The sequence below is a fragment of the Ciceribacter thiooxidans genome (genome assembly GCF_014126615.1).
Taxonomy (GTDB): Bacteria; Pseudomonadota; Alphaproteobacteria; order Rhizobiales; family Rhizobiaceae; genus Allorhizobium; species Allorhizobium thiooxidans.
Genome location: NZ_CP059896.1, coordinates 2,467,960 through 2,490,274 on the forward strand (window position 1 = coordinate 2,467,960; position 22,315 = coordinate 2,490,274).

At 65.6% G+C, this 22,315-nt stretch carries 18 protein-coding genes and 2 pseudogenes; 10 read left to right on the forward strand and 10 right to left on the reverse strand.

Annotated elements, in window-relative coordinates:
* Positions 1-11: 11 nt before the first annotated feature.
* Positions 12-212: a hypothetical protein gene (locus tag H4I97_RS12065; RefSeq protein ID WP_182304893.1), complete on the reverse strand. Its 201-nt coding sequence runs from the start codon at positions 210-212 to the stop codon at positions 12-14.
* 192 nt (positions 213-404) lie between these two features.
* Between H4I97_RS12065 and H4I97_RS12070 the strand changes: the two genes are divergently transcribed.
* The 3 genes from H4I97_RS12070 (at position 405) to H4I97_RS12080 (ending at position 3,040) form a co-directional block, all read left to right on the forward strand.
* Positions 405-1,775 carry a TIGR03808 family TAT-translocated repetitive protein gene (locus H4I97_RS12070; RefSeq protein ID WP_182304894.1) on the forward strand — a complete coding sequence of 457 codons (1,371 nt, stop codon included), beginning with the start codon at positions 405-407 and terminating at the stop codon, positions 1,773-1,775.
* A gap of 109 nt (positions 1,776-1,884) precedes the next feature.
* Entirely contained in the window at positions 1,885-2,541 is a 657-nt protein-coding gene (locus H4I97_RS12075) for a glutathione S-transferase family protein (protein WP_182304895.1), read from the forward strand.
* 79 nt (positions 2,542-2,620) lie between these two features.
* The gene (locus H4I97_RS12080) at positions 2,621-3,040 is read left to right on the forward strand and encodes a VOC family protein (RefSeq protein ID WP_182304896.1); all 420 of its coding nucleotides are present in this window, start codon (positions 2,621-2,623) and stop codon (positions 3,038-3,040) included.
* Positions 3,041-3,374: 334 nt separating this feature from the next.
* On the opposite strand, the gene H4I97_RS12085 is transcribed toward H4I97_RS12080, so the two are convergent.
* The 7 genes and pseudogenes from H4I97_RS12085 to H4I97_RS12115 all read right to left on the reverse strand — a co-directional run bounded on the left by H4I97_RS12085 (position 3,375) and on the right by H4I97_RS12115 (position 10,924).
* Positions 3,375-3,665 carry a GIY-YIG nuclease family protein gene (locus H4I97_RS12085; protein WP_148175671.1) on the reverse strand — a complete coding sequence of 97 codons (291 nt, stop codon included), beginning with the start codon at positions 3,663-3,665 and terminating at the stop codon, positions 3,375-3,377.
* A 235-nt stretch (positions 3,666-3,900) separates the two neighbouring features.
* Positions 3,901-4,908: an asparaginase gene (locus H4I97_RS12090; RefSeq protein WP_182304897.1), complete on the reverse strand. Its 1,008-nt coding sequence runs from the start codon at positions 4,906-4,908 to the stop codon at positions 3,901-3,903.
* A gap of 343 nt (positions 4,909-5,251) precedes the next feature.
* Positions 5,252-5,827 carry an O-linked N-acetylglucosamine transferase family protein gene (locus tag H4I97_RS24795; protein ID WP_280527691.1) on the reverse strand — a complete coding sequence of 192 codons (576 nt, stop codon included), beginning with the start codon at positions 5,825-5,827 and terminating at the stop codon, positions 5,252-5,254.
* A pseudogene (locus tag H4I97_RS24860) lies at positions 5,755-7,179 on the reverse strand (O-linked N-acetylglucosamine transferase family protein); the annotation flags it as partial. The gene H4I97_RS24795 and the pseudogene H4I97_RS24860, both read right to left, overlap by 73 nt.
* A gap of 168 nt (positions 7,180-7,347) precedes the next feature.
* A complete protein-coding gene (locus H4I97_RS12105) occupies positions 7,348-8,349 on the reverse strand; it encodes an NAD(P)H-quinone oxidoreductase (RefSeq protein ID WP_182304899.1) in 1,002 nt (333 codons plus the stop codon).
* Between the two features lie 111 nt (positions 8,350-8,460).
* Entirely contained in the window at positions 8,461-10,269 is a 1,809-nt protein-coding gene (locus H4I97_RS12110; protein WP_182304900.1) for a bifunctional diguanylate cyclase/phosphodiesterase, read from the reverse strand.
* A 107-nt stretch (positions 10,270-10,376) separates the two neighbouring features.
* Positions 10,377-10,924 (reverse strand): annotated as a pseudogene (locus H4I97_RS12115) (HdeD family acid-resistance protein).
* A 207-nt stretch (positions 10,925-11,131) separates the two neighbouring features.
* Here H4I97_RS12115 and betI point away from each other — a divergent pair.
* From betI to betA, 3 genes are all read left to right on the forward strand, one after another.
* A complete protein-coding gene (betI, locus tag H4I97_RS12120) occupies positions 11,132-11,764 on the forward strand; it encodes a transcriptional regulator BetI (protein WP_182304901.1) in 633 nt (210 codons plus the stop codon).
* 103 nt (positions 11,765-11,867) lie between these two features.
* A complete protein-coding gene (betB, locus tag H4I97_RS12125) occupies positions 11,868-13,331 on the forward strand; it encodes a betaine-aldehyde dehydrogenase (RefSeq protein ID WP_182304902.1) in 1,464 nt (487 codons plus the stop codon).
* 328 nt (positions 13,332-13,659) lie between these two features.
* Entirely contained in the window at positions 13,660-15,312 is a 1,653-nt protein-coding gene (betA, locus tag H4I97_RS12130; RefSeq protein ID WP_182304903.1) for a choline dehydrogenase, read from the forward strand.
* A 27-nt stretch (positions 15,313-15,339) separates the two neighbouring features.
* On the opposite strand, the gene H4I97_RS12135 is transcribed toward betA, so the two are convergent.
* Positions 15,340-16,419 carry an endonuclease/exonuclease/phosphatase family protein gene (locus H4I97_RS12135; RefSeq protein ID WP_182304904.1) on the reverse strand — a complete coding sequence of 360 codons (1,080 nt, stop codon included), beginning with the start codon at positions 16,417-16,419 and terminating at the stop codon, positions 15,340-15,342.
* 279 nt (positions 16,420-16,698) lie between these two features.
* Between H4I97_RS12135 and H4I97_RS12140 the strand changes: the two genes are divergently transcribed.
* The 4 genes from H4I97_RS12140 (at position 16,699) to H4I97_RS12155 (ending at position 21,251) form a co-directional block, all read left to right on the forward strand.
* Positions 16,699-18,057 carry a chloride channel protein gene (locus tag H4I97_RS12140; protein WP_182304905.1) on the forward strand — a complete coding sequence of 453 codons (1,359 nt, stop codon included), beginning with the start codon at positions 16,699-16,701 and terminating at the stop codon, positions 18,055-18,057.
* 219 nt (positions 18,058-18,276) lie between these two features.
* The gene (locus H4I97_RS12145; protein ID WP_182304906.1) at positions 18,277-19,311 is read left to right on the forward strand and encodes a TRAP transporter substrate-binding protein; all 1,035 of its coding nucleotides are present in this window, start codon (positions 18,277-18,279) and stop codon (positions 19,309-19,311) included.
* A gap of 225 nt (positions 19,312-19,536) precedes the next feature.
* The gene (locus tag H4I97_RS12150) at positions 19,537-19,941 is read left to right on the forward strand and encodes a TRAP transporter small permease (RefSeq protein WP_244658636.1); all 405 of its coding nucleotides are present in this window, start codon (positions 19,537-19,539) and stop codon (positions 19,939-19,941) included.
* Positions 19,941-21,251, forward strand: coding sequence for a TRAP transporter large permease (locus H4I97_RS12155; protein WP_182304907.1), 1,311 nt, complete (start codon positions 19,941-19,943; stop codon positions 21,249-21,251). The genes H4I97_RS12150 and H4I97_RS12155 overlap by 1 nt, the downstream gene beginning before the upstream one ends.
* 21 nt (positions 21,252-21,272) lie before the next feature.
* On the opposite strand, the gene H4I97_RS12160 is transcribed toward H4I97_RS12155, so the two are convergent.
* A complete protein-coding gene (locus tag H4I97_RS12160) occupies positions 21,273-22,307 on the reverse strand; it encodes a sulfate/molybdate ABC transporter ATP-binding protein (protein WP_182304908.1) in 1,035 nt (344 codons plus the stop codon).
* Positions 22,308-22,315 lie beyond the last annotated feature (8 nt).

Sequence of the window (22,315 nt, forward strand, 5' to 3'; positions counted from 1 at the left end):
CCCCTAAGGGATCAGGCCATCGGCGGCTTCATCGCCGTATAGATCTTCTTGCCGAGAACCGCCGCAACCGGCAATGCCAGCACGCAGCCGGCGGCGAATGCGCCGGCGATCTGCCAGCGTTCCATCATGCCGAGCGAAAGAACAGCCGTTACCGCAGCGCCGGCCAGCGCCGTCGCGACAAGAATATAGAGGACCGCAGAAAGACGAAACATTTATGACCTCCGTCAAATATCACGCATCCGAGACTATTACTGCGGGAATGAGGTGCATTGATCTAGAACAAACGATGCCGACGGCAGACACACCCGAACGGCACGAATCGGCCTTGTCGCCCTGCGGCAAGTTCGCGCATGATCGCGCCGCCGCGAGGGCGGGGAAAAGGCAAAGAACGGACGGGGCGGGCGATGGCGACGAGACGCGAGGTGATCACCGGACTTGTGGGCGGGGCGCTTGCCGCCGCGATCGGCAGCGGGCCGGCGGGCGCCGCCTCCAATGTGGCGGGCACCGAGCTGCGCGGCTCGATCGACGCCGCCAAGGCCGGCATCCTGCCTGGCGCCTCCGACAACTTGAGCCGGCGGATGCAGGCGCTTCTCGACGAGGCGGCGGCGAAGGGGCTGGAGGTCTTCCTGCCGCCCGGCAATTACAGCGTCTCCAATCTCACCCTGCCGGACGGCACCCGGCTTTCCGGCGTGCCGGGCGCCACCCGGCTTTCCTACAGCGGCGACGGCCACCTGATTGCCGCCGCCGACACCGCGCGCATCGACATTGCCGACATCGTGCTCGACGGCGCCAACAGCTGGCTCGGCGACCATACCGAGGCGCTGCTTTCCTTCCGCAACGTCGCCGATCTCAGGATCGTCAATTGCGAGATCGCCGGCAGCCGCAAGCACGCCGTCTCGCTGGAGCGCTGCGGCGGACGCTTCGAGGACAACCGCGTCACCGGCGCCGCCCTCGCCGCGCTCATCTCGCACGAAGGCAACGCGCTCTCCGTCACCGGCAACCACATTTCCGACTGCGGCAACGGCGGCATCCTCGTGCATCGCTGGACGAAGGGCGCCGACGAGAGCGTGATCTCCGGCAACCGCATCGCGCGGATCGCCGCCAACGACGGCGGCACCGGGCAGAACGGCAACGGCATCAATCTCTTCCGCGCCGACAACGTGATCGTTTCCGGCAACCACGTCTCCGACTGCGCCTTCTCGGCGATCCGCGCCAACTCCTCCTCCGACGTGCAGATCACCGGCAACCAGTGCCTGCGCTCGGGCGAGACGGCGATCTTCGTCGAGTTCGCCTTCGAGGGGGCGATCGTCTCGTCCAACCTCGTCGACGGGGCGGCGAACGGCATCGTCGCCGTCAATTTCAACGAGGGCGGGCGGCTTGCGAGCGTCGGCGCCAACGTCATCCGCAACCTGTCGCTCAAAGGCCCCTATGCCAACGACGAGGCGGGCTTCGGCATCGGCATCTCGGCCGAGGCGGATACGGCGATCTCCGGCAACGTGATCGAGAACGCCCCGCGCGCCGGCCTGATGATCGGCTGGGGTCCCTACCTGCGCAACGTGCTGGCGAGCGGCAACATCATCCGCGGTGCCCCGGTCGGCATCGCCGTCTCGGTGGTCGAAGGGGCTGGCACGGCGATGCTCTCCGGCAACCTGATCGAAGGCGCGAAGGACGGCGCGATCGTCGGCTACCGCTGGAAGGACCGGGCGACCGGCGACCTCGTCACCGGCGGTGACGCCCCCGCCCCTCTGGTGATCGAGGGCAACCGCGCACTCTGAGACGGGCGGCGGAAATCTCGGAGCACCGGCAGAACCCGCTTCAAGCGCCGCGGTTTTGCCGCTAGGCTTGCCGCCGACCCGCCCCGTTTCCGACAGGAGATTCCCCCCTATGCTCAAGATCTACGGCGTCTACAAATCGAGGGCGACGCGCCCGCTCTGGCTCGCCGGCGAACTCGGCCTCGCCTTCGAGCACGTGCCGGTTCTCCAGGCCCGCAAGCTCGACGACCCGCTTGCCGAAGACGCGCAGATCAACACCCGCACGCCCGCCTTTCTCGAGCTCTGCCCGATGGGCGTCATCCCGGCGATGGAGGACGACGGGCTGGTGCTCTTCGAGAGCATGGCGATCAACCTCTATCTCGCCAAGAAGCATGGCGGGCCGCTCGCACCCGCCGATCTCCGCGAGGACGCGCTGATGACGCAGTGGTCGTTCTTCGGCGCCACCGAGATCGAGACCAACGCGCTGAAAATATCGACGGCCGCCGCGGAAGGCCGGCTCGAAAGCAGCAAGGACGAGGTGGAGGCGGTGGCGCGTCTGCTCAAGCGGCCGTTCGCCGTGCTCGAACGGCATTTTTCCGAGAACGACTATCTGGTCGGGGGCCGCTTCACCGTCGCAGACATCAACCTCGCCGAGATCGTCCGCTACGCGCAGGCGCACGCGCCGCTCTTCGACGCGCATCCGAAGCTGAAGGCCTGGCTCGCGCGCTGCCAGTCGCGGGCCGCCTTCAAGGCGATGTGGGAAAAGCGGCTTTCCGAGCCGACGCCCTGACGGTCAGGGGCCCGTCCGGCTTGCATGGCGGCGGGAAGACGCTAGGCTTGGTCCGAGGACAGCTTACGGAGGAGGATCCATGCGCCCGTTTCATCTGGCTTTTCCCGTCACCGACCTCGAGGCGACGCGGCATTTCTACGGCACCGTGCTCGGCTGCCGGATCGGCCGCGAAAGCCCCGGCAAGTGGATCGACTTCGATCTCTTCGGGCACCAGATGTCGGCGCACCTGCGCTCCGAAATGCCGAAGGACACGGCGAGCGGCTCGGTCGACGGCGACGTGGTGCCGATCCCGCATTTCGGGGTGATCCTCGGCACCGACGACTTCGTCGCGCTGGCGCGCCGGCTCGAGGCCGATCCGGCGACCCGCTGGGGGCTGAAACCCAAGCTCCGCTTCGAGGGACAGGCCGGCGAACAGCGCACCATGTTCGTCTTCGACCCCTCGGGCAATGCGCTGGAATTCAAGGCCTTCACCGACGACCTCGCGATCTTCGCCGTGTGAGGGGGCGACGGGGGTGATGGGTCAATGTCCATTGCGCAGAAGACTTATGAGCAAGGGACGAGTCTTTTCGGCGACGCAAACACCTTACCGTCATGCCGGACTTGATCCGGCATCCAGCGGCGCGATGTCCATCGCGCGGGAGACCTTTGGGAGCGACGCGTAGAAGAAGAGTCTTTTCGGCTCGCGGACGCTCGCCGGCTGGATCCCGGCTCAGGGCCGGGATGACGGAGGGGGTGTCGCCGAGTGGTAGAGCGCCTGCGAGACCGACGGAGTGAGCTGCCTCCGGAAGGACGGAGACGAAGGTGCCCCCTGAGATCTCTTCCGCTCCGGCGCTTCAGAGACCATGGAGATAATGGCTGATATCCTGCCAGTCGGGATTGAGGGTCTCGATCAGGTCGAGCTTCCATTTGCGTGGCCATTTCTTGATCGTCTTCTCGCGTACGATTGCATCGGTCACAAGGTCATGCTCCTCGAACCAGACCAGCGTTTTGACACCGTAGCGGCTGGTAAAGCCGGGGATAAGTTCATGCTGGTGTTCGTAGAGGCGGCGCGCCAGATCGCTGGTCACGCCGGTATAGAGCGTACCGTTACGTTGCGAGGCGAGAATATAAACATAGCCCTTCATCGCCGCATTATGGGCACCCGGAACCGGCAAACTCAAGCTTGGGTTGTATTCTCCCGTGATGCAAACACTTGCCGTCATGCCGGGCTTGACCCGGCATCCAGTCGCGCGATGTCCATCGCGGGGGGGGGGACGCTTTGGGCGCGACCCGTAGGAGAAGAGTGTCTTTTCGGCTTGCGGACGCTCGCCGGCTGGATCGCGGCTCAAGGCCGGGATGACGGAGTGAGGTGCTCGACCCTCACGAAAACAGCGCGTCCGTCACCCGCACGTCGCCGACGTGCAGGCCGTTCCAGTTGCGCATGGAATGGTTCGCCATGCCCATAAGGGCAGTCTCTTCGGCGCTGTCCCTGTCGAACTGGCGGGCGAGCAAGGCGGCGACCATCGCCTCGGCGGCGCGGCTCGTGCCGTCCTCACACTTGACGGCGATCGAGACGCCGGTTTCCGGGATCAGTGCGCAGAAGACGCCTTCCGCGCCGGTCTTGGCGAAGATCCGGCCCGGCGCCACTTGCATCAGCTTCGTGCAGAAGCGCTTGGTGCCGGCGACGAAGAAGGGTTCGGCCATGCAGGCCTCGATCAGCCGGCGGGAGGCAGCGGCGCGGGCGGCGCCGAGCCCCCTGCCCGTCGCCATCTTCGAAAAACCGCGGGCGAGCGCAACGAGCGGCACGGCATAGGTCGGGATTGAGCAGCCGTCGGTGCCGCAGTTGTCGCGGCCGAGCGGCGTGCCGGTCAAGTCCGCCATGACGGCGCGGATTTCCGCCTGCAGCGGATGGTCGTAATCGACGTAGCCCTTCGGATCGAAGCCCATGTGGCACGAGGCACAGACGAAGCCCGAATGCTTTCCGGAGCAGTTGTTGTGAAGGGCGGTCGGCCTCTCGAGCGTGCGGGCCTGATGGATGAGGGTCGCCTGGTCGAAAGACCAGTGGGCGCCGCATTCGAGCGTCTCGACGCTGCGCCCGGCCTTGGCGAGCATGGCGGCGGCCGTCTCGACATGGGCGTCCTCGCCGGAATGGGAGGAGCAGGCGAGCGCCAGCTCACGATTGCCGAAGCCGTAGGCGTCGGCGGCACCGCTCTCGACCAGCGGCAGCGCCTGCATCGCCTTGCAGGCCGAACGCGGGAAGGTCGGCGCCTCAATGTCGCCCACTGCAGTCATCACGTCGCCATGGCCGTCGACCACGACGGCGATGCCGCGATGGCGGCTTTCGACGAGATTTCCACGGGTGACTTCGACGGTGACGGGGTTCGACATGGCAGATCTCGATCCTGTTTCGACTGCCGTCGTTGATAGACCATCCGGCCGCGCGATGCATCGGGAGAGACCGGCGCCACGAACAAAAAAAGGACCGCGCGAGGCGGTCCTTCCATGAGTTTGGTCCGGAGAAGGACCCGGATCGGCGTATCGCCGCTCCGATCAAAGCTCGGATCAGGCCGAGGGCTGCCCCGTCGTGACCGACGCCTTGACCAAGCCCTTCACGCAAACCGAAATCTCACTAGACATCGGATCACCTCCCTTCGTTACGTTGACGTTGGATTGAAGATAGGAGCGGAACCGCGGCGTTACAAGCACAAATACTAAAATAGGCGATCCGCCCTCACGGGCCGTGGAACGGTGCGGTGCGCGGCGGATCGGCGGGCACGTCGATATGGTCGGGGGCAAGCCCCGCCCGCGCCCGCGCCGCCATCATCTCGTAGGCGCGTTCGAGATGGCGGGTAAAACGTTCGCCGTCGAAGAGTGGGCGCAGGAAACGCCCGGCATCGAGGTGCTGGCGAAGCCCGGTCAACGCAAAGGGATCGCGGGCTAGCGTGACTGCGGTATCGACGAAGGCGCGGTCGTCTTCGGCGACGAGTTCCGGCAGACCGGCGGCGAGAAGGAGGCTCGCCGACGTGCGGGCGGCGAAGGACCGGCCGCGGACGGTGAGGAGCGGCAGCCCGGCCCAGAGCAGGTCGGCGGTCGTCGCGCCGCCGTTGAAGGGAAGCGTGTCGAGGCCGAGATCGGCAAGCGGCAGGCGGTCGATATGGGCCGCCCCGGCTTGCGCTCGGCGAAGAAGACGCGTGGGCGCGCAACGCCCTGCGCCTCCAGTGCGGCGAGCAGGTTTTGCCTCGCAAGCGGGAGAGGACAGAGGACCCAGAGAACGGAGTCCGGCACCGCCCGCAGCACCTCGGCCCAGAGGGCAAGCGTGCGCGGGGTGATCTTGTAGGGGGCGTTGAAGGCGCCGAAGACGAAGGCATCCTCCGGCAGGCCGGCATCCTCGCGCTCCATATAGGCCGGCAGCGGCCGCGCCCGCCAGTCGTTCGCCTGGTAGGTTTCCGGCAGGCGGCAGAGCTTCTCGCCGTAGAAAGGCTTGCTGGTATCCGGCGTCACCACCGGATCGGTGATCGCGTAGTCGAGGTCGACGCCGGTGACGCTGCCCGGATAGCCGAGATAGGTCGCCTTCACCGGGGCGCCGCAAAGATTGACGATGCCGAGGCGTGCACCCATCGTGTGCCCCTTCAGGTCGACGAGGATGTCGATCCGCGCAGCGTCGATGCGTTCGGCAGCCGCGGCGTCGCTGAGCTCGCCGACCGGGATCACCGCCCGCCGCAGATGCTCCGGCCACTCCTCCTGCTTCACGGCCGCGTGGGGCTCGGTATAGGAAAAGAGGCGAAGATCGAAACGCTCAGGATCGTGCGAGGCCATCGCCCGCAGGAAGAGCGTCATCATCGGATGACAGTAGAAATCGTTGGAGAGATAGCCGATGCGGATCTTTTCACCGGGTGGCGAAAAGGGCCGCCGCCGGCCGTGTCCGGCGGAGGGGCGCGTCACGGCGTAGCCCGCCGTTTCCAGCGAGGGACGCGCATTGAGCGCCTCGTCCTCGCTCCAGATGAGGCGGGTGAGCGCCCGTTCACGGGCAAGCAAGCCGGCCGAAAACGGGGCGTCCGGCTCCTTCATCAGCGCCTCGTGCCGGGCCATGGTGGCGAAATCGAGAACCTCGCGGGCGACGGCGAAACGGGAGGCGTTGAGAAACCAGTTCCACGGGCTCGCCTTCAGCCCCTCGTCGAGCTCCCGGCAGAGTTCCTCGAAACGGCCGGTCAGCCGGTGATGGTTGACGACGAGAGCAAGGTGCCGGTCGATGCAGCGGTCGAGACGGTCGAGCAACGGCTCCATCTCCTGCAGCCGTCCTCGGCTGAAGAAGGCGCTCGCCACCGCGAAGGCAAGTTCGCTGTCATCCGGATTGAGGCTGGCCGCCCGCAGGCCGACGGGAAGGATGCTGTCCGTCGCGCCTTCTGCGGCATAGAGCGTGACCGCGCGTCTCAGGCATTCCGCCGCGGCCGGGGCGTCCGACACCTCCGCCGCCCGGACGAGGGCGTCCGCCGCCTCGATGCGCTCGCCCATTTTCAGGTGGATGTCGCCGATCAGGCGAAGCAGCGCATCCTCCTCCCCGCCGTCCGGCGCGGCGAGCGCCTCACCGGCTTTCGCCAGGGCCGAGCGGAACCGCCCCGCCTCGAACTCGCGAACAGCCTGTGAGAATGCCTCCGTCATGCGTCACCGCTCCCTGTGCCATGGCTACCGGTGTCATGCCCGACACTCCCCCGCCTGCGGGAAGGCGTCAAGCGCTTGTCCGCGACGGCATCGTTGCAGTTCCCTGCGAAACCGGAGGGATGGCAGGCCTTTTGCGGGGCGTCGATACCCCCGGTTGTAGCCTGTGGGTCAGGGAAGCTTGAGGACGATCTTGCCGATGTGCCGGCTCGATTCCATCAGGCGGTGCGCCTCGGCGACATCGGCGAAAGGCAGGACGCTGTGGATCACCGGGGCGACGGTGCCGGCCTCAAGCAGCGGCCAGACTTCGGCGACGAGTTCGTCGCGAATGCCGCGCTTCTCCTCGGCCGTGCGCGGGCGCATGGTCGAGCCGGTGATCGTCAGGCGCTTCACCATGATCGGGGTGAGGTCGAGCTTCTCGACGACCGAACCGCCGAGGAAGGCGATCATCGACAGGCAGCCGTCCTTGGCGAGGCTTGAAAGGTTCTTCTCGAAATAGCGCGCCCCGATCATGTCGAGGATCGTATCCACGCCGCGCTTGCCGGTTTCGGCGCGGATGACCTCGACGAAATCCTCCTCGCGGTAGTTGATGGCGCGCTTGGCGCCGAGCCGCACGCAGGCCTCGCACTTCTCCGCCGAGCCGGCGGTCGCGAAGACCTCGGCGCCGAAGGCCTTGGCGAGCTGGATCGCCGTCGTGCCGATGCCGCTGGTGCCGCCGTGGATGAGTACGCTCTCGCCTTCGGTGAGGCCGGCCATCTGGAAGAGGTTCGCCCAGACGGTGAAGAAGGTTTCGGGGAGTGCTGTGGCCTGCACCGCGTCGAAGCCCTTCGGCCAGGGCAGCGCCTGCCCGGCCGGCACGGCGCAATATTCGGCATAGCCGCCGCCATTGGCGAGCGCGCAGACCTTGTCGCCGATCTCGAATTCCTCGACGCCGTGACCGAGTGCCACCACCTCGCCGGCGACCTCCAGCCCGAGCACGGGGCTTGCGCCCTTCGGCGGCGGATAGATGCCCTGCCGCTGGGCGACGTCCGGCCGGTTGACGCCGGCCGCCTCGACACGGATCAGGATATCGCCCGGTCCGAGGCTCGGCAGCGCCGAGGAACCCAGCACCATCACCTCCGGCGGGCCGTAGGAGGGCAGATCGACAAAACACATCGATGCGGGCAGCGTCATGGCGGCAACTCCTCTTTGCACTCACTGGAAACGGCATAGAGCAGCACGCCTGTGGTGAAAAGGAGGCTCATTGCCGCGGGAGGGGCATAGCGCACCCGACGGACGGGCCGGTCAGGCGCCGATTCCGCCGAAAACCTCGATCGCGAGGCCGCTCTCGCTTTCCTTGGCGCGCTTCTTGATGCCGGCGATCTCGGCGCTGACGCGCTGGATGTCCTCGATGACGAGGTCCGCCGGCAGTTCGAGCACGCCGATCGAGCAGCGCATCAGCGGGAAGTCGCGCTCCCTGCCCTGCCGGTCGTGGCCGCGGATCATGCCGGCCGCCCGGTCCTCCGCCGAATAGAGTTCGGCGGCATCGACATGGAAATCCGAGAGCAGCCGGTCGAGGATTTCCGTCAGTTCCTCGCGCGTCCAGTCGCGGACGCCGATGAAGAAATCGTCGCCGCCGACATGACCGAGGAAATCGCCCTCGGAGAAGAAGTAGCGGCGCAGCAGCGCGGCAAACAGCGTGATCGCATGGTCGCCGAGGTGGAAGCCGTAGTGATCGTTGAAGGGCTTGAAGTTGTCGAAGTCGCAGTAGCACAGATGACGGACATCGTCGCCGTCGCGGGCGGCATCCTGCATGAAGTCACGGATCGCGCGGTTGCCGGGAAGCCCGGTCAGCGGGTTCTGGTCCTGGGCGATTTGCAGCTGCTTCTCGTTGATGACGCGGATCAGCGAGGCGGCCGAGACGACGCCGGCATAGCGCATGTTCTCGGTGAGGATGACGCAGTCCGAGCCTTCCATGTTGGCGAAGATCGACATCAGCCGCTCGGCGTCGGCATCGAGGCCGACGATCGGCGCGCGCTCGACGAAATTGGCGACGGAACGCTCGTAGACCTTGTTCTTCAGCAGGTCGCGGCCGAAGGGGCGGTAGATGAATTCCTTTAGCGGCGCCTCGCAGATGATGCCGCGCGGCTCGTTGTTGGCGTTCAGCACCGGAAAGAAGGACTGCTGCGGATTGCGCCGGAAGAGGTCGAAGACGCTGTCGATGCCCTCGTGCTCGTAGACCGTCGGCAGAAGCTCGATCTGCCGGCGGATGAGGATCTCGTCGAGCGACTGGCTGCTGCGGCGGGCCTTGCCCACATCCTGCAAGTGGTGGAAGGAAGGCTTGAGTTCGGCAATCAGGGTGGACGGCCGGGCGATGTACCAGCCCTGCACGAGGTCGACGCCGAATTCGCGGCAAGCGAGGAACTCGCCCTCCGTCTCGATGCCTTCGGCGATCACCCGGACGCCGAGCACATGGGAAAAGCTGACGATGTTGCGGACGAGGTGGCGCTTGCGCGGGTTCTCGTCCAGCCCTGCGATGAAATGGCGGTCGATCTTCACGTAATCGATCGGGAAGTCGCAGAGGAGCTTCATCTCGCCGTGGCCGACGCCGAAATCGTCGATCGCGAGCTTGAAGCCGGAGCGGCGCATGCGCGCGACAAGATCGGCGAATTCCGGAACGCTGGTATTGTCGAAGCGTTCGGAAAGCTCGAAGCAGACGGAGGACGGCGGAATGTTGGCCTTGCGCAGGTGTTCGAGCAGCGTGTCGAGCAGCTGGTCGCCGTGCGGGATCAGCCGGACGTCGAGATTGAGGAAGAGCGTGTGGCCGGCGAAATTCGGCACCGCCGAGAACTTTGCCAGCGCCCGGCTTGCGACCATCTGCTCGAAGGCGAGGAGATCGCCCGCACTTTCCGCCTGGTCTAGCATTTCGAGCGGCGAGTTGAAGCCGAGGCGCTCGTGGCCGCGCATCAGGCTCTCATAGCCGAAGACCTCTCCGGTGCCGATCTCCACGATCGGCTGCAGCGCATTCTCGACCACCAGCTTGGCAAGCGTCAGCAATTGGTCCTTGGCGAAACGGCGCACATTCCCCGCTTCCGCGGCAGCGCTGGCGTTCATATGAGATTTCTCCGAGCAAAGCCTTGTTCTTTTGACCGGAAGGCTCGGGGAAATTCGTCAAGAAACCCTTTCCCAAAGATGACAGTTGGATGAAACTTTAGTGGCGGTCAGGCGCGGATCGCAAGCGCCAGCGCGATCATCGACCAGCCCTGCATCAGGAGGTCGATGGCGAGGAAGAGGCCGAGCACCCAGAGACTGTTCACCGGCCAGCCCATGGCGATGACGAAGCCGGCGAGGATGGTGACCGCGCCGCTGAAGGTGAGCCAGCGCCAGCCGCTCGTGCCCTTGAGCTTGAGCCCCGCCCAGAAACGGAAGATGCCCGCGGCGATCAACGCCAGTCCGATCAGCAGGGTGAGCACGGCCGACGCCAGCAGCGGGTTCTGGAAGGTCATGATGCCGGCGAGCGTATAGAGAACACCGCTCAGCGCCCAGAAGAGAACCGCCTCCCAACCCTTCACCTGGAAGGCATGGATGAGATGCATGACGCCGCCGACCAGCATCAGCGCGCCGATGTAGTAGACCGAGGCGACGGTCGCGAGAAAGAGGTTGGCGAGCGCAAGGCCCCGAGGATCAGCGTGATCACGCCGAGGGCGAGAAGCCAGCCCCACTTGTCGCGCAGAGCGGAGAAACGGACAGGCCCGAGATCGTCAATCATGGCAGCACCCTCCTGTATCTTCCGGACGATAACACCGGTCGCCGGCAAAGTCATTGAAAGAGTTGCAGGACCAGGCTGCGGACAACCGTTGGGACGGGCGCGAGGCACGGCCCTTCACGCCTCCCAACCAAGCGCTGTCCGTCCGCAAGATTTTTGTTGATTGATCAGTCAATCAAAAATAAAATCACGAAAATTCTGGAGAAAGCAATGCCCAAGGTCGGAATGGAGCCGGTGCGCCGCAAGGCGCTCGTCGACGCGGCACTCCGGGCGATCGGCCATCATGGATCGCTTGCCGTGACCATGTCGGAGATCGCCCGCGAGGCCGGCGTGTCGCCGGCGCTCGCGCACCACTATTTCGGCAGCAAGGACCAGCTGCTGATCGCGACGATCCGCAACCTGCTGCAGGCGCTCCATCGCGATGCGGCCGAGGCTCTCCGGCGTGCGCAAACGCCGCGCGAGCGGCTCTCGGCGGTGATCCGGGTCAGCTTCCACGCCGACCAGTTCGCGCCGGAAACGGTCGCCGCCTGGCTCGCCTTCTATTCGCAGGCGCAGCGTTCGGAAGAGGTGCGGCGGCTGCTTGCGCTCTATGCCCGGCGGCTGCATTCGAACCTGATGTCCGGCCTGCGGCCACTCTGCCCCACCGACGACGCAAGCCGCATCGCCGACGGCGCGGCCGCGATGATCGACGGGCTCTACATCCGGCAATCCCTGAAAGCCGCGCCGCTGTCGATCGAGGCCTCTGTCGCGCTCGTCGAGGACTATGTGACGGGGCAGCTCGCCATCCACCCTCCCCTCGAGGGGGAGGGTCGGACCGCAGGTCCGGGGTGGGGTGAGCGATGACGGCCGCGACCACGAGATTGACGATCACCCCCACCCGCCGCTTTGCGGCGACCTCCCCCCTCAAGGGGGAGGTGGAAGCCAACACCCGTCCGGAGACGAACCCATGAAAGCCCAACCGCAAGCCTCCCACTTCATCGACGGGGAATACGTCGAGGATACCGGCGGCACCGTCATCGAAAGCATCTATCCGGCGACCGGCGAGGTGATCGCGAGGCTGCACGCCGCCACCCCGGCGATCGTCGAGAAGGCGATCGCCTCGGCCAAGCGGGCGCAGAAGGAATGGGCGTCGTGGAGCCCGACGGCGCGCGGCCGCGTCTTGAAGAAGGCCGCCGAGATCATGCGGGAGCGCAACCGCGAGCTCTCCGAGCTCGAAACGCTCGACACCGGCAAGCCGATCCAGGAGACGATCGTCGCCGACCCGACCTCGGGTGCGGACAGTTTCGAATTCTTCGGCGGTATCGCCGCAACCGCGCTGAACGGCAGCCAGATTCCGCTCGGCTCCGACTGGGCCTATACCAAGCGCGTGCCGCTCGGTGTGGTCGTCGGCATCGGCGCCTGGAACTATCCGCAACAGATCGCCTGCTGGAAGGGCGCGCCCGCACTTGCCGCCGGCAATGCCATGGTGTTCAAGCCGTCGGAAGTGACCCCGCTCGGGGCGCTGAAGATCGCCGAAATCCTGATCGAGGCCGGCGCACCGAAGGGCGTCTACAACGTCATCCAGGGCGACCGCGACACCGGCCCGCTGCTGGTCTCCCACCCAGACGTCGCCAAGGTGTCACTGACCGGCTCCGTGCCGACCGGCCGCAAGGTGGCGGGGGCGGCTGCCTCGCAGCTGAAACACGTCACCATGGAACTCGGCGGAAAGTCGCCGCTGATCATCTTCGACGACGCCGACGTGGAAAGCGCGATTTCGGGCGCCATGCTGGCCAACTTCTATTCGACCGGCCAGGTCTGCTCGAACGGCACCCGCGTCTTCGTCCACACGGGCATCAAGGACAAATTTCTCGCCCGGCTGAAGGAACGGACCGAGGCGATCGCGATCGGCGATCCGCAGGACGAGGCGACCCAGATGGGGCCGCTCGTCTCCTGTGCGCAGCGCGAGAAGGTTCTCGGCTACATCGCCAAGGGCAAGGCCGAGGGCGCGACCCTCGTCACCGGCGGCGGCATTCCGAACAATGTCTCCGGCGAGGGCTATTTCGTCCAGCCGACCGTCTTTGCCGACGTGACGGACGAGATGACCATCGCACGCGAAGAGATCTTCGGGCCGGTGATGTGCGTGCTCGACTTCGATGACGAGACGGACGTGATCGCGCGGGCGAACGCCAGCGAATTCGGGCTTGCCGGCGGCGTCTTCACCGCCGACATCACCCGCGCCCACCGGGTGGTGGACGAACTCGAAGCAGGCACGCTCTGGATCAACACCTACAACCTCTGCCCGGTCGAAATCCCGTTCGGCGGCTCGAAGCAGTCCGGCTTCGGCCGCGAGAACTCGGCCGCGGCTCTGGAGCATTATTCGGAGCTCAAGACCGTCTACGTCGGCATGGGCAAGTGCGAGGCGCCGTATTGAGGGCTTGCGGCTGATCTCCCCCTTGAGGGGGAGATGTCGGCGTAGCCGACAGAGGGGGTGTCCGGCCTCCCACTCGTCGCTACCCCCCTCTGCCCTACCGGGCATCTCCCCTCAAGGGGGGAGATCGGACCACGGCCGGCGCCGCAATGAGATCTTTCTCCCCCTTGGTGGGGGAGAAAGCAAAATCAACAGTTTAGCGAAGCTAAATATTAGATTTTGCAAGTAAGGGGGTACCCCCTCACCTGCGATTTCTAGCACTTAGCTGAAGCTAAGATGCTGAAATCGCTTCCTCTCCCGCAAGGGGAGAGGCGGCCGAGGGGGCTAGGACATGCAAAACGCAGACTACATCATCATCGGTTCCGGGTCGGCGGGTTCGGCCATGGCCTATCGGCTGTCGGAAGACGGCAAGCACACCGTCATGGTGCTCGAATACGGCGGGTCGGATGCCGGGCCGTTCATCCAGATGCCGGCGGCGCTCGCCTGGCCGATGAGCATGAAGCGCTACAACTGGGGCTATCTCTCCGAGCCCGAGCCGAACCTCAACAACCGGCGCATCACCGCGCCGCGCGGCAAGGTGATCGGCGGCTCGTCCTCGATCAACGGCATGGTCTATGTGCGCGGGTCGGCGGAAGACTTCACCCGCTGGGAAGAGGCCGGCGCCAAGGGCTGGGGCTATGCCGACGTGCTGCCCTACTTCAAGCGCATGGAGAACTCCCACGGCGGCCAGGAAGGCTGGCGCGGCACCGACGGACCGCTGCACGTCCAGCGCGGCCCGGTGAAGAACCCGCTGTTCAAGGCCTTCGTCGAGGCAGGCCGGCAGGCGGGCTTCGAAGTGACCGACGACTACAACGGCGAGAAGCAGGAAGGCTTCGGCCTGATGGAGCAGACCATCTGGAAGTCGCGCCGCTGGTCTGCCGCCAACGCCTATCTCAAACCCGCGCTGAAGCGGCCGAACGTCGAATTGGTGCGCTGCTTCGCCCGGCGCGTCGTCATCGAGAACGGCCGCGCGGTCGGCGTCGAGATCGAGCGCAATGGCAGAACAGAGGTGGTGCGCGCCAACCGCGAGGTGATCGTCTCGGCATCGGCCTTCAACTCGCCGAAGCTGCTGATGCTCTCCGGCATCGGCCCGGCGGCGCATCTGAAGGAAATGGGGATCGAGGTCGTGGCCGATCGTCCGGGCGTCGGCGCCAACCTGATGGACCACATGGAGTTCTATTTCCAGCAGGTCTCTACCAAGCCTGTCTCGCTCTATTCCTGGCTGCCCTGGTTCTGGCAGGGGGTCGCGGGCGCGCAATGGCTCTTCTCCGGCACCGGGCTCGGCGCCTCGAACCAGTTCGAAAGCTGCGCCTTCGTGCGGTCGGCGCCGGGCGTGAAACAACCGGACATCCAGTTCCACTTCCTCCCCGTCGCCATTTCCTATGACGGCAAGGCGGCGGCGAAGAGCCACGGCTTCCAGGTGCATGTCGGATACAACCACTCGAAGTCGCGCGGCGCGGTGACGCTGCGCTCGCCCGAGCCGATGGACGAACCAGTGATCCGCTTCAACTACATGAGCACCGAGGAAGACTGGGTAAAGTTCCGCCACTGCGTGCGGCTGACCCGCGAGATCTTCGGGCAGAAGGCGTTCGACGACTATCGCGGCTCGGAAATCCAGCCGGGCGAGCACGTGCAGACGGACGATCAGATCGACGCCTTCCTGCGCGAGCACCTGGAAAGCGCTTACCATCCCTGCGGCACGAACAAGATGGGATCGAAGGACGATCCGATGTCGGTCGTGGACCCCGAATGCCGGGTGATCGGCGTCGAGGGCATGCGCGTCGCGGACTCGTCGATCTTCCCGGATATCACCTACGGCAACCTCAACGGTCCCTCGATCATGACCGGCGAGAAGGCGTCCGACCACATTCTCGGCAGACAGCCGTTGCCGCGGTCGAACCAGGAGCCGTGGATCAACCCGCGCTGGGAAACGAGCGACCGCTGACCGCCTGCAAGCGGCGCACCCCGGCTTTCAGAGGTCGAGTTCGACCCAGAGCGCGGCATGATCGGAGGCGGCGAGCTTCCAGCTGGTGATGCCGGGGAAGGAGTGTTCGGCGCCGCCGGTGATCTCGTCGAGGCCTGCGATGCCGCGGCGCTCGAAGCCCGCCCGCGTCACGAAGGGCTTCAGCGCGTCCGAGACGAGGATGTAGTCGATTGCGTTGCGCTCGTGCTTCTTGCCGTAATAGTAGGTCCAGCGGTCGTCCTGCGGCCAGTCGAGAACGTCGAGGACGTTAGTGAGCTCCGGGGCCGCGAGAAGCGGCTCCAGCGGGCCGCTGTCCGGCTCGTCGTTGAAGTCGCCGGCGACCAGCACGAGGTCCTTCGACAGGTCGTAGCGGGTCTTGAGGATCTGGGCGACCTCCTTCGCCTGGCGCATGCGCTTGTGGTCCGAGACGGCCGGCGTCGCGTCCTTCGCCTTGAAGTGGTTGACCAGGACGAAGAGCGACCGCCCGTCGATGTCGATCTCCACTTCGAGGCAGTCGCGGGAGAAGATGATCCCTTCGGAATCCCGCGCGAAGACGTTGGTCTTGGCCGTCCTGATCGGATAAAGGGCGCGGCTTGCGAGCGCCACGTCGATGCCGCGCGGATCGTTGCCGTCGACGACGATCTTGTCCTTGAACCACGAGTTCAGGATGTCGGTGTTGAACCGCGCCAGCGTGCCGGCGCTCTCGACCTCGACGAAGCACTGGATGTCGGGCTCGACCTCCTTGATGACCTTGCCGGTGAACCGGATCTGTTCCTCGCTGAAGCGTTCGCGTTCGAGGTCGACGAAACCGTCCCAGTCCTCCCGCCCCTTGGCGATCAGGTCGCCGTCCGCCGTCAGGATGTTGCGGCCGACGCGCGAGGAGCGGATGTTGATCTTCACATAATCCTTGAGCTCGACGTAGAGCACCCGGATCTCCTCGGCATACGGACGATAGTCGCGCATGGCGAGCAGTTCGGAGAACCGGTTGACGCGCTTCAGTATCTCAGCCGCCTGCGCGTGGTCCGCCATGTTGAGTACCTTCGGACGCGAGAACAGATTTTCGACATTGAACGTACTGACGACGACCATCGCGCACTTCCCCTACCTTGACACGAAACACCCCTGCGCGTTCTAGCAGAGCACAACTAACGCGGAAATATAACCCCAAGATTCCGGTAGTAGTTGTCGCATCCCTCCGGCAGGTCTCCGGGGCCCCGAAGCACCGCGGTCGCGCGGGAAAAGTGAACTGTCGGGGATATCTCCTTGCCTCGCAGACGCATTCCGAAGTAGGCCTGACTCATCGACTTTCGCCAACCGGCTCCTGCCCGTCCTGCAGCCGATATCCCGCTCCGTGTAACGAGTTCGATCATGCCGCCCGACTACAAGAAGCTGAAGATGCTCCGACGCTCCCGCGCAATGTGGGGCTCGTGGCGGGTCTGGAAACCGAGAATGGTCTTCTGGATAGGCGCTCTGGCGATCGGCGTCATCAGCGTCGTCTTCGCCAAGCTCGCCGATGCCGCGCAGCTGCGCTTTCATGCCCTGACCAGCGGGGGTGACTGGAACTTCCTGCTGCCGCTCCTCATGACCCCGGTCGGGTTTGTTCTCTGCGCCTATCTGGCGACCCGTGTCTTTCCCGGCGCGCAGGGATCGGGCATTCCCCAGGCGATCGCAGCCCGGCATCTGCGCCAGCCGGAGGCGCGCGACCGGCTGCTCTCGCTGAAACTCGCCTTCGGCAAGATCCTGCTCACGATCACCGGCCTCTTCTTCGGCGCCTCGATCGGCCGCGAGGGACCGACCGTGCAGGTCGGCGCCTCGATCATGCTTCAGGCCGCCCGGCTCGGCGGCATGGCCCAGGCCAAGGGGCTCATCCTTGCCGGCTCCGCAGCCGGGATCGCCGCGGCCTTCAACACGCCGCTCGCCGGCATCGTCTTCGCCATCGAGGAAATGAGCCGGACATACGAATCGAGGGCCAACGGACTGGTGCTCACGGCGGTCATCCTCTCCGGTCTCGCCGCACTCGGCCTCGTCGGAAGCTACACCTATTTCGGCTCCGCCCCGGAAGCTGCCAACGAACCGCTGGAGTGGCTGCTCGTGGTGATCTGCGGCGTTGGCGGCGGCGCATTGGGCGCGGCCTTCAGTGCGGCCTCGCTCCGGCTCTCGCGGCGCATCCGGCGCTGGACGCAGCCGGACCCCTTGCGGCGTTCGCTGGCGCTTGCCGCCGGATGCGGCGTCGCGGTCGCCGTCATCGGCGTCGCGGCGGGAGGCGCCACCTTCGGGACCGGCTACGCTCAGGCCCGCAGCGCGGTCGAAGGAGATGCACTGCCCCTCCTCTTCTTCCTCGAAAAGCTGCTTTCAACATTCCTGTCGATGATGTCGGGCATTCCCGGCGGCATCTTCGCGCCCTCGCTTTCCGTCGGGGCCGGCTTCGGCAGCACGGTCGGACACCTCCTCGGCACCAGCATCGCGCTCGCCTCCGTGCTCGGCATGGCCGGCTATTTCGCCGGCGTGGTGCAGGCGCCGATGACCGCCTTCGTCATCATTCTCGAGATGACCGACAACCATGAAGGCGTGATCGGCCTGATGGCCTGCGCGATGCTCGGCTACGTCACCTCGCGGATGATTGCCCGCGAACCGCTCTACCACGGTCTCTCGCGCGCGTTCGTCGCCGAAGGCATTCGACACAGCCGTAACGAGGTCCGGCAGGGGAAACCTGAAGCACAACAGTAGGGAAAACGCCCCGGAAAGCTGTTTTTCATAGCAATATGGTTATGATTTCGGATTATAACGTTATTTGATGGCGCGGCGGACTTCTGCAAGCATGACCATCAGGAGGATTGCCGGGAAACGGCGGTGAACCGTGCGGGCACAGCTTGCGGCACGGTGCCGGCGACAGGGAGAGTACCGGCATCCGCTTTGCGCCTCGTTCGCATGCTTTGGGAGGAGAACATGCTTCACAAGACCGTAATGACCGGGCTCGCCGGGCTCGCACTCACGCTGTCCGCCACCGCATCCTTTGCGGCGGATGTCGTGCTCAGACTGCACCAGATGCTGCCGCCGCAGGCGACCATTCCCGCCAAGGTGCTGACCCCCTGGGCGGAGAAGGTCAAGGCCGATTCGGGCGGACGCATCGAGGTCGAGCTCTATCCGGCGATGCAGCTCGGCGGCAAGCCGTCCGAACTCGTCGACCAGGTGAAGGACGGCGTCGTCGACCTGATCTGGACCGTCATCGGCTACACGCCCGGCCGCTTCCCGAAATCAGAAGCCTTCGAACTGCCCTTCATGGTGACGACGGGCGAAGCGACCTCGCTCGCCTTCTATGACTACTATGAAAAGCACCTGAAGGACGAATTGCAGGACTACCACGTTCTGGCCGTACATACCCACGGCCCCGGCCTCATCCACACGATCGGCTCCAAGCCGGTGAAATCGCTCGAGGACATGAACGGGCTGAAACTGCGCGGCACCTCCAAGGTCGTCAACCAGATGCTGGAGGCGATGGGCGCCTCGGCGATCGGCATGCCGGTGACGGCGGTTCCGGAGAGCCTGTCGAAGAGCGTCATCGACGGAACGGTCGTTCCGTGGGAAGTAACGCCGGCGATCAAGATTGCCGAACTCGCTCCGAACCATACCGGCTTCTCCGGCAAGAACGGCCTCTACACCGGCACCTTCCTGTTCGCCATGAACAAGGACAGCTACGACGCTCTGCCTGACGACCTCAAGAAGGTGATCGACGACAATTCCGGTCGTGAGCTCGCCCGCAAATTCGGCATCGCCATGGACACGGGCGACATCCGCGGGCGGGAGATCGCCGACAAGGCCGGCAACACGACGATCATGCTCGACGAGGCGGAGACCGCCCGCTGGCGGGCTGCCGGCGAGAACGTGACCAAGGCCTGGATCGCCGACATGGACGCCAAGGGCCTCGACGGGACGACGCTCTACAACGACGCCGTCGCCCTGATCGACCAGTACAGCAAGTAAGCCCCGGCGGGCCGGGATCGCCGCAGGCGCCCGGCCTCGTCCTTTCCGCATCGCGGGTTCCGTTCCGGATCAAGGAGACATCGAGGAAGACATGGCGATCGAGACAAATTCCGCATTCGGGCGCTGGGAGCGCGGGCCGGACGGCTCGCCACCACGCTCGTCGTCTTCGGCGGCGCCTGCCTCGTCCTCGCCTGCCTCCTCACCGGCGTTTCTATCGTCGGCAGCGTGACGATCCGCCCGCTCCCCGGCGAGATCGAACTCGTCGAGGCGCTTTGCGGGCTGGCGGTCTTCGCCTTCCTACCCTATTGCCAGCTGAAGCGCGGTCATGTCGGTGTCGATCTCGTGATGAGCGCCTTTGGCGGCAAGGCGATGGACTATGCGCAGCTTGCCGGCGACCTCATCGTCGCGGTGCTCTTCGCCGTACTCACCTGGCGGCACGGCGTCGGGCTTCTCGACAAGTATGGCAATGGCGAGACGACCCCGCTGCTGCTGCTTCCCGTCTGGTGGGGCTTTGCCGCCGCCTTCGTGCTGATGCTCGCCAATCTCCTCATCTGTGTCTTCGTCGTCGCCGCCGATCTTCGGGCGCTCCGCCACGGCAACTCCATCGTCGTCTCCATGGGTAGCCACTGATGAGCAGCGTCGAAATCGGTCTCTGGTCCTTTCCGGTCCTCATTCTCCTCATCTTCATGCGCGTACCGATCGCCGCGGCCATGCTCGGCACCGGGGTCGTCGGCACCTATATCGTGCTCGGCAAGTGGGCGCCGATCCTGTCGCAGATGAAGGCGATCTCCTGGACGACGAACGCCAACTATTCGCTGTCGATCATCCCGCTCTTCCTGCTGATGGGCCAGTTCGCCGCCCGCGGCGGCATGAGCCAGGCACTCTTCAACGCCGCCGCCGCCTTTCTCGGCCATCGCAAGGGGGGCGTCGCCATGGCCGCCGTCGGCGCCTGCGCCGGCTTCGGCTCGATCTGCGGCTCGTCGCTCGCGACCGCCGCCACCATGGCGCAGGTGGCGCTGCCGGAGCTGAAGCGCAACGGCTATTCCGGCGGGCTTGCCAGCGCGGCGCTTGCCGCCGGCGGCACGCTCGGCATCCTCATCCCGCCCTCGGTCGTACTCGTCATCTATGCGATCCTCGCCGAGCAGAACATCGCCAAGCTCTTCCTCGCCGCCTTCGTGCCGGGACTGCTCGCCGCGCTTTCCTACCTGGTGGTGATCGCCATCTACGTGCGGGTGAAGCCGGAGAGCGCCGGCCATGCCGCGCGCATTCCCTGGGCCAAGCGGGTGCCTGCGCTCATCGCCGTCTGGCCGGTCGCGGCGATCTTCTTCCTCGTCGTCGGCGGCATCTATCTCGGCTGGTTCACGCCAACGCAGGCGGCGGCGATCGGCGCCGGCGGCGCAGGCCTCGTCGCCTGGGCGAAGGGCGGCCTCGACCGCCGGTCGCTGCTCGCCTGCTTCAAGGACACGGCGGTCTCGACCGGCATGATTTTCTTCATCGTGCTCGGCGCCTCGGTGTTCAACTCCTTCCTCGCCTTCTCGCGGCTGCCGCAGGTGGGCGCGGAATGGGTGACGGCGCAGGGGTTTGCCCCGATGACGGTGCTCGTCATCATCCTGCTGCTCTATATCGTCTTCGGCTGCATCATGGATTCGCTGTCGATGATCGTGCTCACCGTGCCGATCTTCTTCCCGATCGTCACCGCGATGGACTTCGGCCTCAGCCCCGAGCATTTCGCGATCTGGTTCGGCATCCTGGTGCTGATGGTCGCTGAGATCGGCATGATCACGCCACCGGTCGGGCTCAACCTCTTCATCATCTCCGGAATGTCGCGGGACGTCGAAATCCGCGAGACCTATCGCGGGATCGTGCCTTTCGTCACCGCCGACCTGCTGCGCATCGTCATCCTGACAGCCTTTCCGATCATCTCGATCTTCCTGGTGTGAGGGCGCCCGCCTCCCGCTGCCCTACCGGAACAGCTTCCAGTGCTGCAGGCGGAAGCGGATCTCGCCGCCCACCGTCACCGGGGCCTCCAGCGGCACCTCGATCTCGATGTGGTGGCCGGTGCCGTTGGTGGAGATGTCGACCTCGGCGATCCGGGTGCCGGCGAGCCGCCGGCTGGCGATGACCCGTCCGCGGAGTGCGTCACCGTCCTCGGCAACTGCAACGTCCTGCGGGCGGAAGAAGATGCTGCCGGCGCCATCCGGCCCGTCATCACCGATCCCGATCCGCCTGCCCTCGAAGAGCACGGCGCCATCTTTCACCGAGACCGGCAGGCTGGAGGAATCGCCGATGAACGAGAAGACGAAGGGGCTGTTCGGGCGGTCGTAGACGTCGTCGGCGGTGCCGACCTGCTCGATCGTCCCCTGGCTCATCACCACCACGCGGTCGGCGAGTTCGAGCGCCTCCTCCTGGTCGTGGGTCACGAAGAAGGTCGTGTGGCCAGTGCGGTCGTGGAACTCCTTCAGCCAGCGGCGAAGCTCCTTGCGCACCTTTGCGTCGAGAGCGCCGAAGGGCTCGTCGAGCAACAGGACGGTGGGCTCGATCGCCATGGCGCGAGCGAGCGCCACGCGCTGGCGCTGCCCGCCGGAGAGCTGGGCCGGGTAGCGTTTTTCCAGTCCGCCCAGGTGCACCATGTCGAGGAGGTCAGAGACCCGGCGGCGGATTTCGGCCGTCGGCGGACGGGTGGCGCCCGGGCGCACCTTGAGGCCGAAGGCAATGTTTTCGGCGACCGTCATGTGGCGGAAGAGCGCGTAGTGCTGGAAGACGAAGCCGATATGGCGCTCCTGAACGCTCTTCAGCGAGGCGTCCTCTTCCCCGAAGAAGATCCGGCCCGCGGTCGGCTGTTCGAGCCCGGCGATCAGGCGCAGGAGCGTCGTCTTGCCGGACCCTGAAGGACCGAGGAGCGCCATCAGTTCACCGGAGCCGACGGAGAGCGAAACGTCGTGCAGGGCCGGGAACTGGCCGAATTCCTTGCGGATATTGGTGATCGTGACATCCATTCGCGAGC

Bases quoted from the DNA above. Each gene is read 5' to 3' on its own strand.
- betI (WP_182304901.1), top strand. From the start codon at position 11,132: ATGCCCAAGGTCGGAATGGAGCCGGTGCGCCGCAAGGCGCTCGTCGAC.
- H4I97_RS12075 (WP_182304895.1), top strand. From the start codon at position 1,885: ATGCTCAAGATCTACGGCGTCTACAAATCGAGGGCGACGCGCCCGCTC.
- H4I97_RS12140 (WP_182304905.1), top strand. From the start codon at position 16,699: ATGCCGCCCGACTACAAGAAGCTGAAGATGCTCCGACGCTCCCGCGCA.
- H4I97_RS12145 (WP_182304906.1), top strand. From the start codon at position 18,277: ATGCTTCACAAGACCGTAATGACCGGGCTCGCCGGGCTCGCACTCACG.
- H4I97_RS12135 (WP_182304904.1), bottom strand. From the start codon at position 16,419: ATGGTCGTCGTCAGTACGTTCAATGTCGAAAATCTGTTCTCGCGTCCG.
- betA (WP_182304903.1), top strand. From the start codon at position 13,660: ATGCAAAACGCAGACTACATCATCATCGGTTCCGGGTCGGCGGGTTCG.
- H4I97_RS12090 (WP_182304897.1), bottom strand. From the start codon at position 4,908: ATGTCGAACCCCGTCACCGTCGAAGTCACCCGTGGAAATCTCGTCGAA.
- H4I97_RS12065 (WP_182304893.1), bottom strand. From the start codon at position 212: ATGTTTCGTCTTTCTGCGGTCCTCTATATTCTTGTCGCGACGGCGCTG.
- H4I97_RS12070 (WP_182304894.1), top strand. From the start codon at position 405: ATGGCGACGAGACGCGAGGTGATCACCGGACTTGTGGGCGGGGCGCTT.
- H4I97_RS12160 (WP_182304908.1), bottom strand. From the start codon at position 22,307: ATGGATGTCACGATCACCAATATCCGCAAGGAATTCGGCCAGTTCCCG.
- H4I97_RS12110 (WP_182304900.1), bottom strand. From the start codon at position 10,269: ATGAACGCCAGCGCTGCCGCGGAAGCGGGGAATGTGCGCCGTTTCGCC.
- betB (WP_182304902.1), top strand. From the start codon at position 11,868: ATGAAAGCCCAACCGCAAGCCTCCCACTTCATCGACGGGGAATACGTC.
- H4I97_RS12105 (WP_182304899.1), bottom strand. From the start codon at position 8,349: ATGACGCTGCCCGCATCGATGTGTTTTGTCGATCTGCCCTCCTACGGC.
- H4I97_RS12155 (WP_182304907.1), top strand. From the start codon at position 19,941: ATGAGCAGCGTCGAAATCGGTCTCTGGTCCTTTCCGGTCCTCATTCTC.
- H4I97_RS12085 (WP_148175671.1), bottom strand. From the start codon at position 3,665: ATGAAGGGCTATGTTTATATTCTCGCCTCGCAACGTAACGGTACGCTC.
- H4I97_RS12080 (WP_182304896.1), top strand. From the start codon at position 2,621: ATGCGCCCGTTTCATCTGGCTTTTCCCGTCACCGACCTCGAGGCGACG.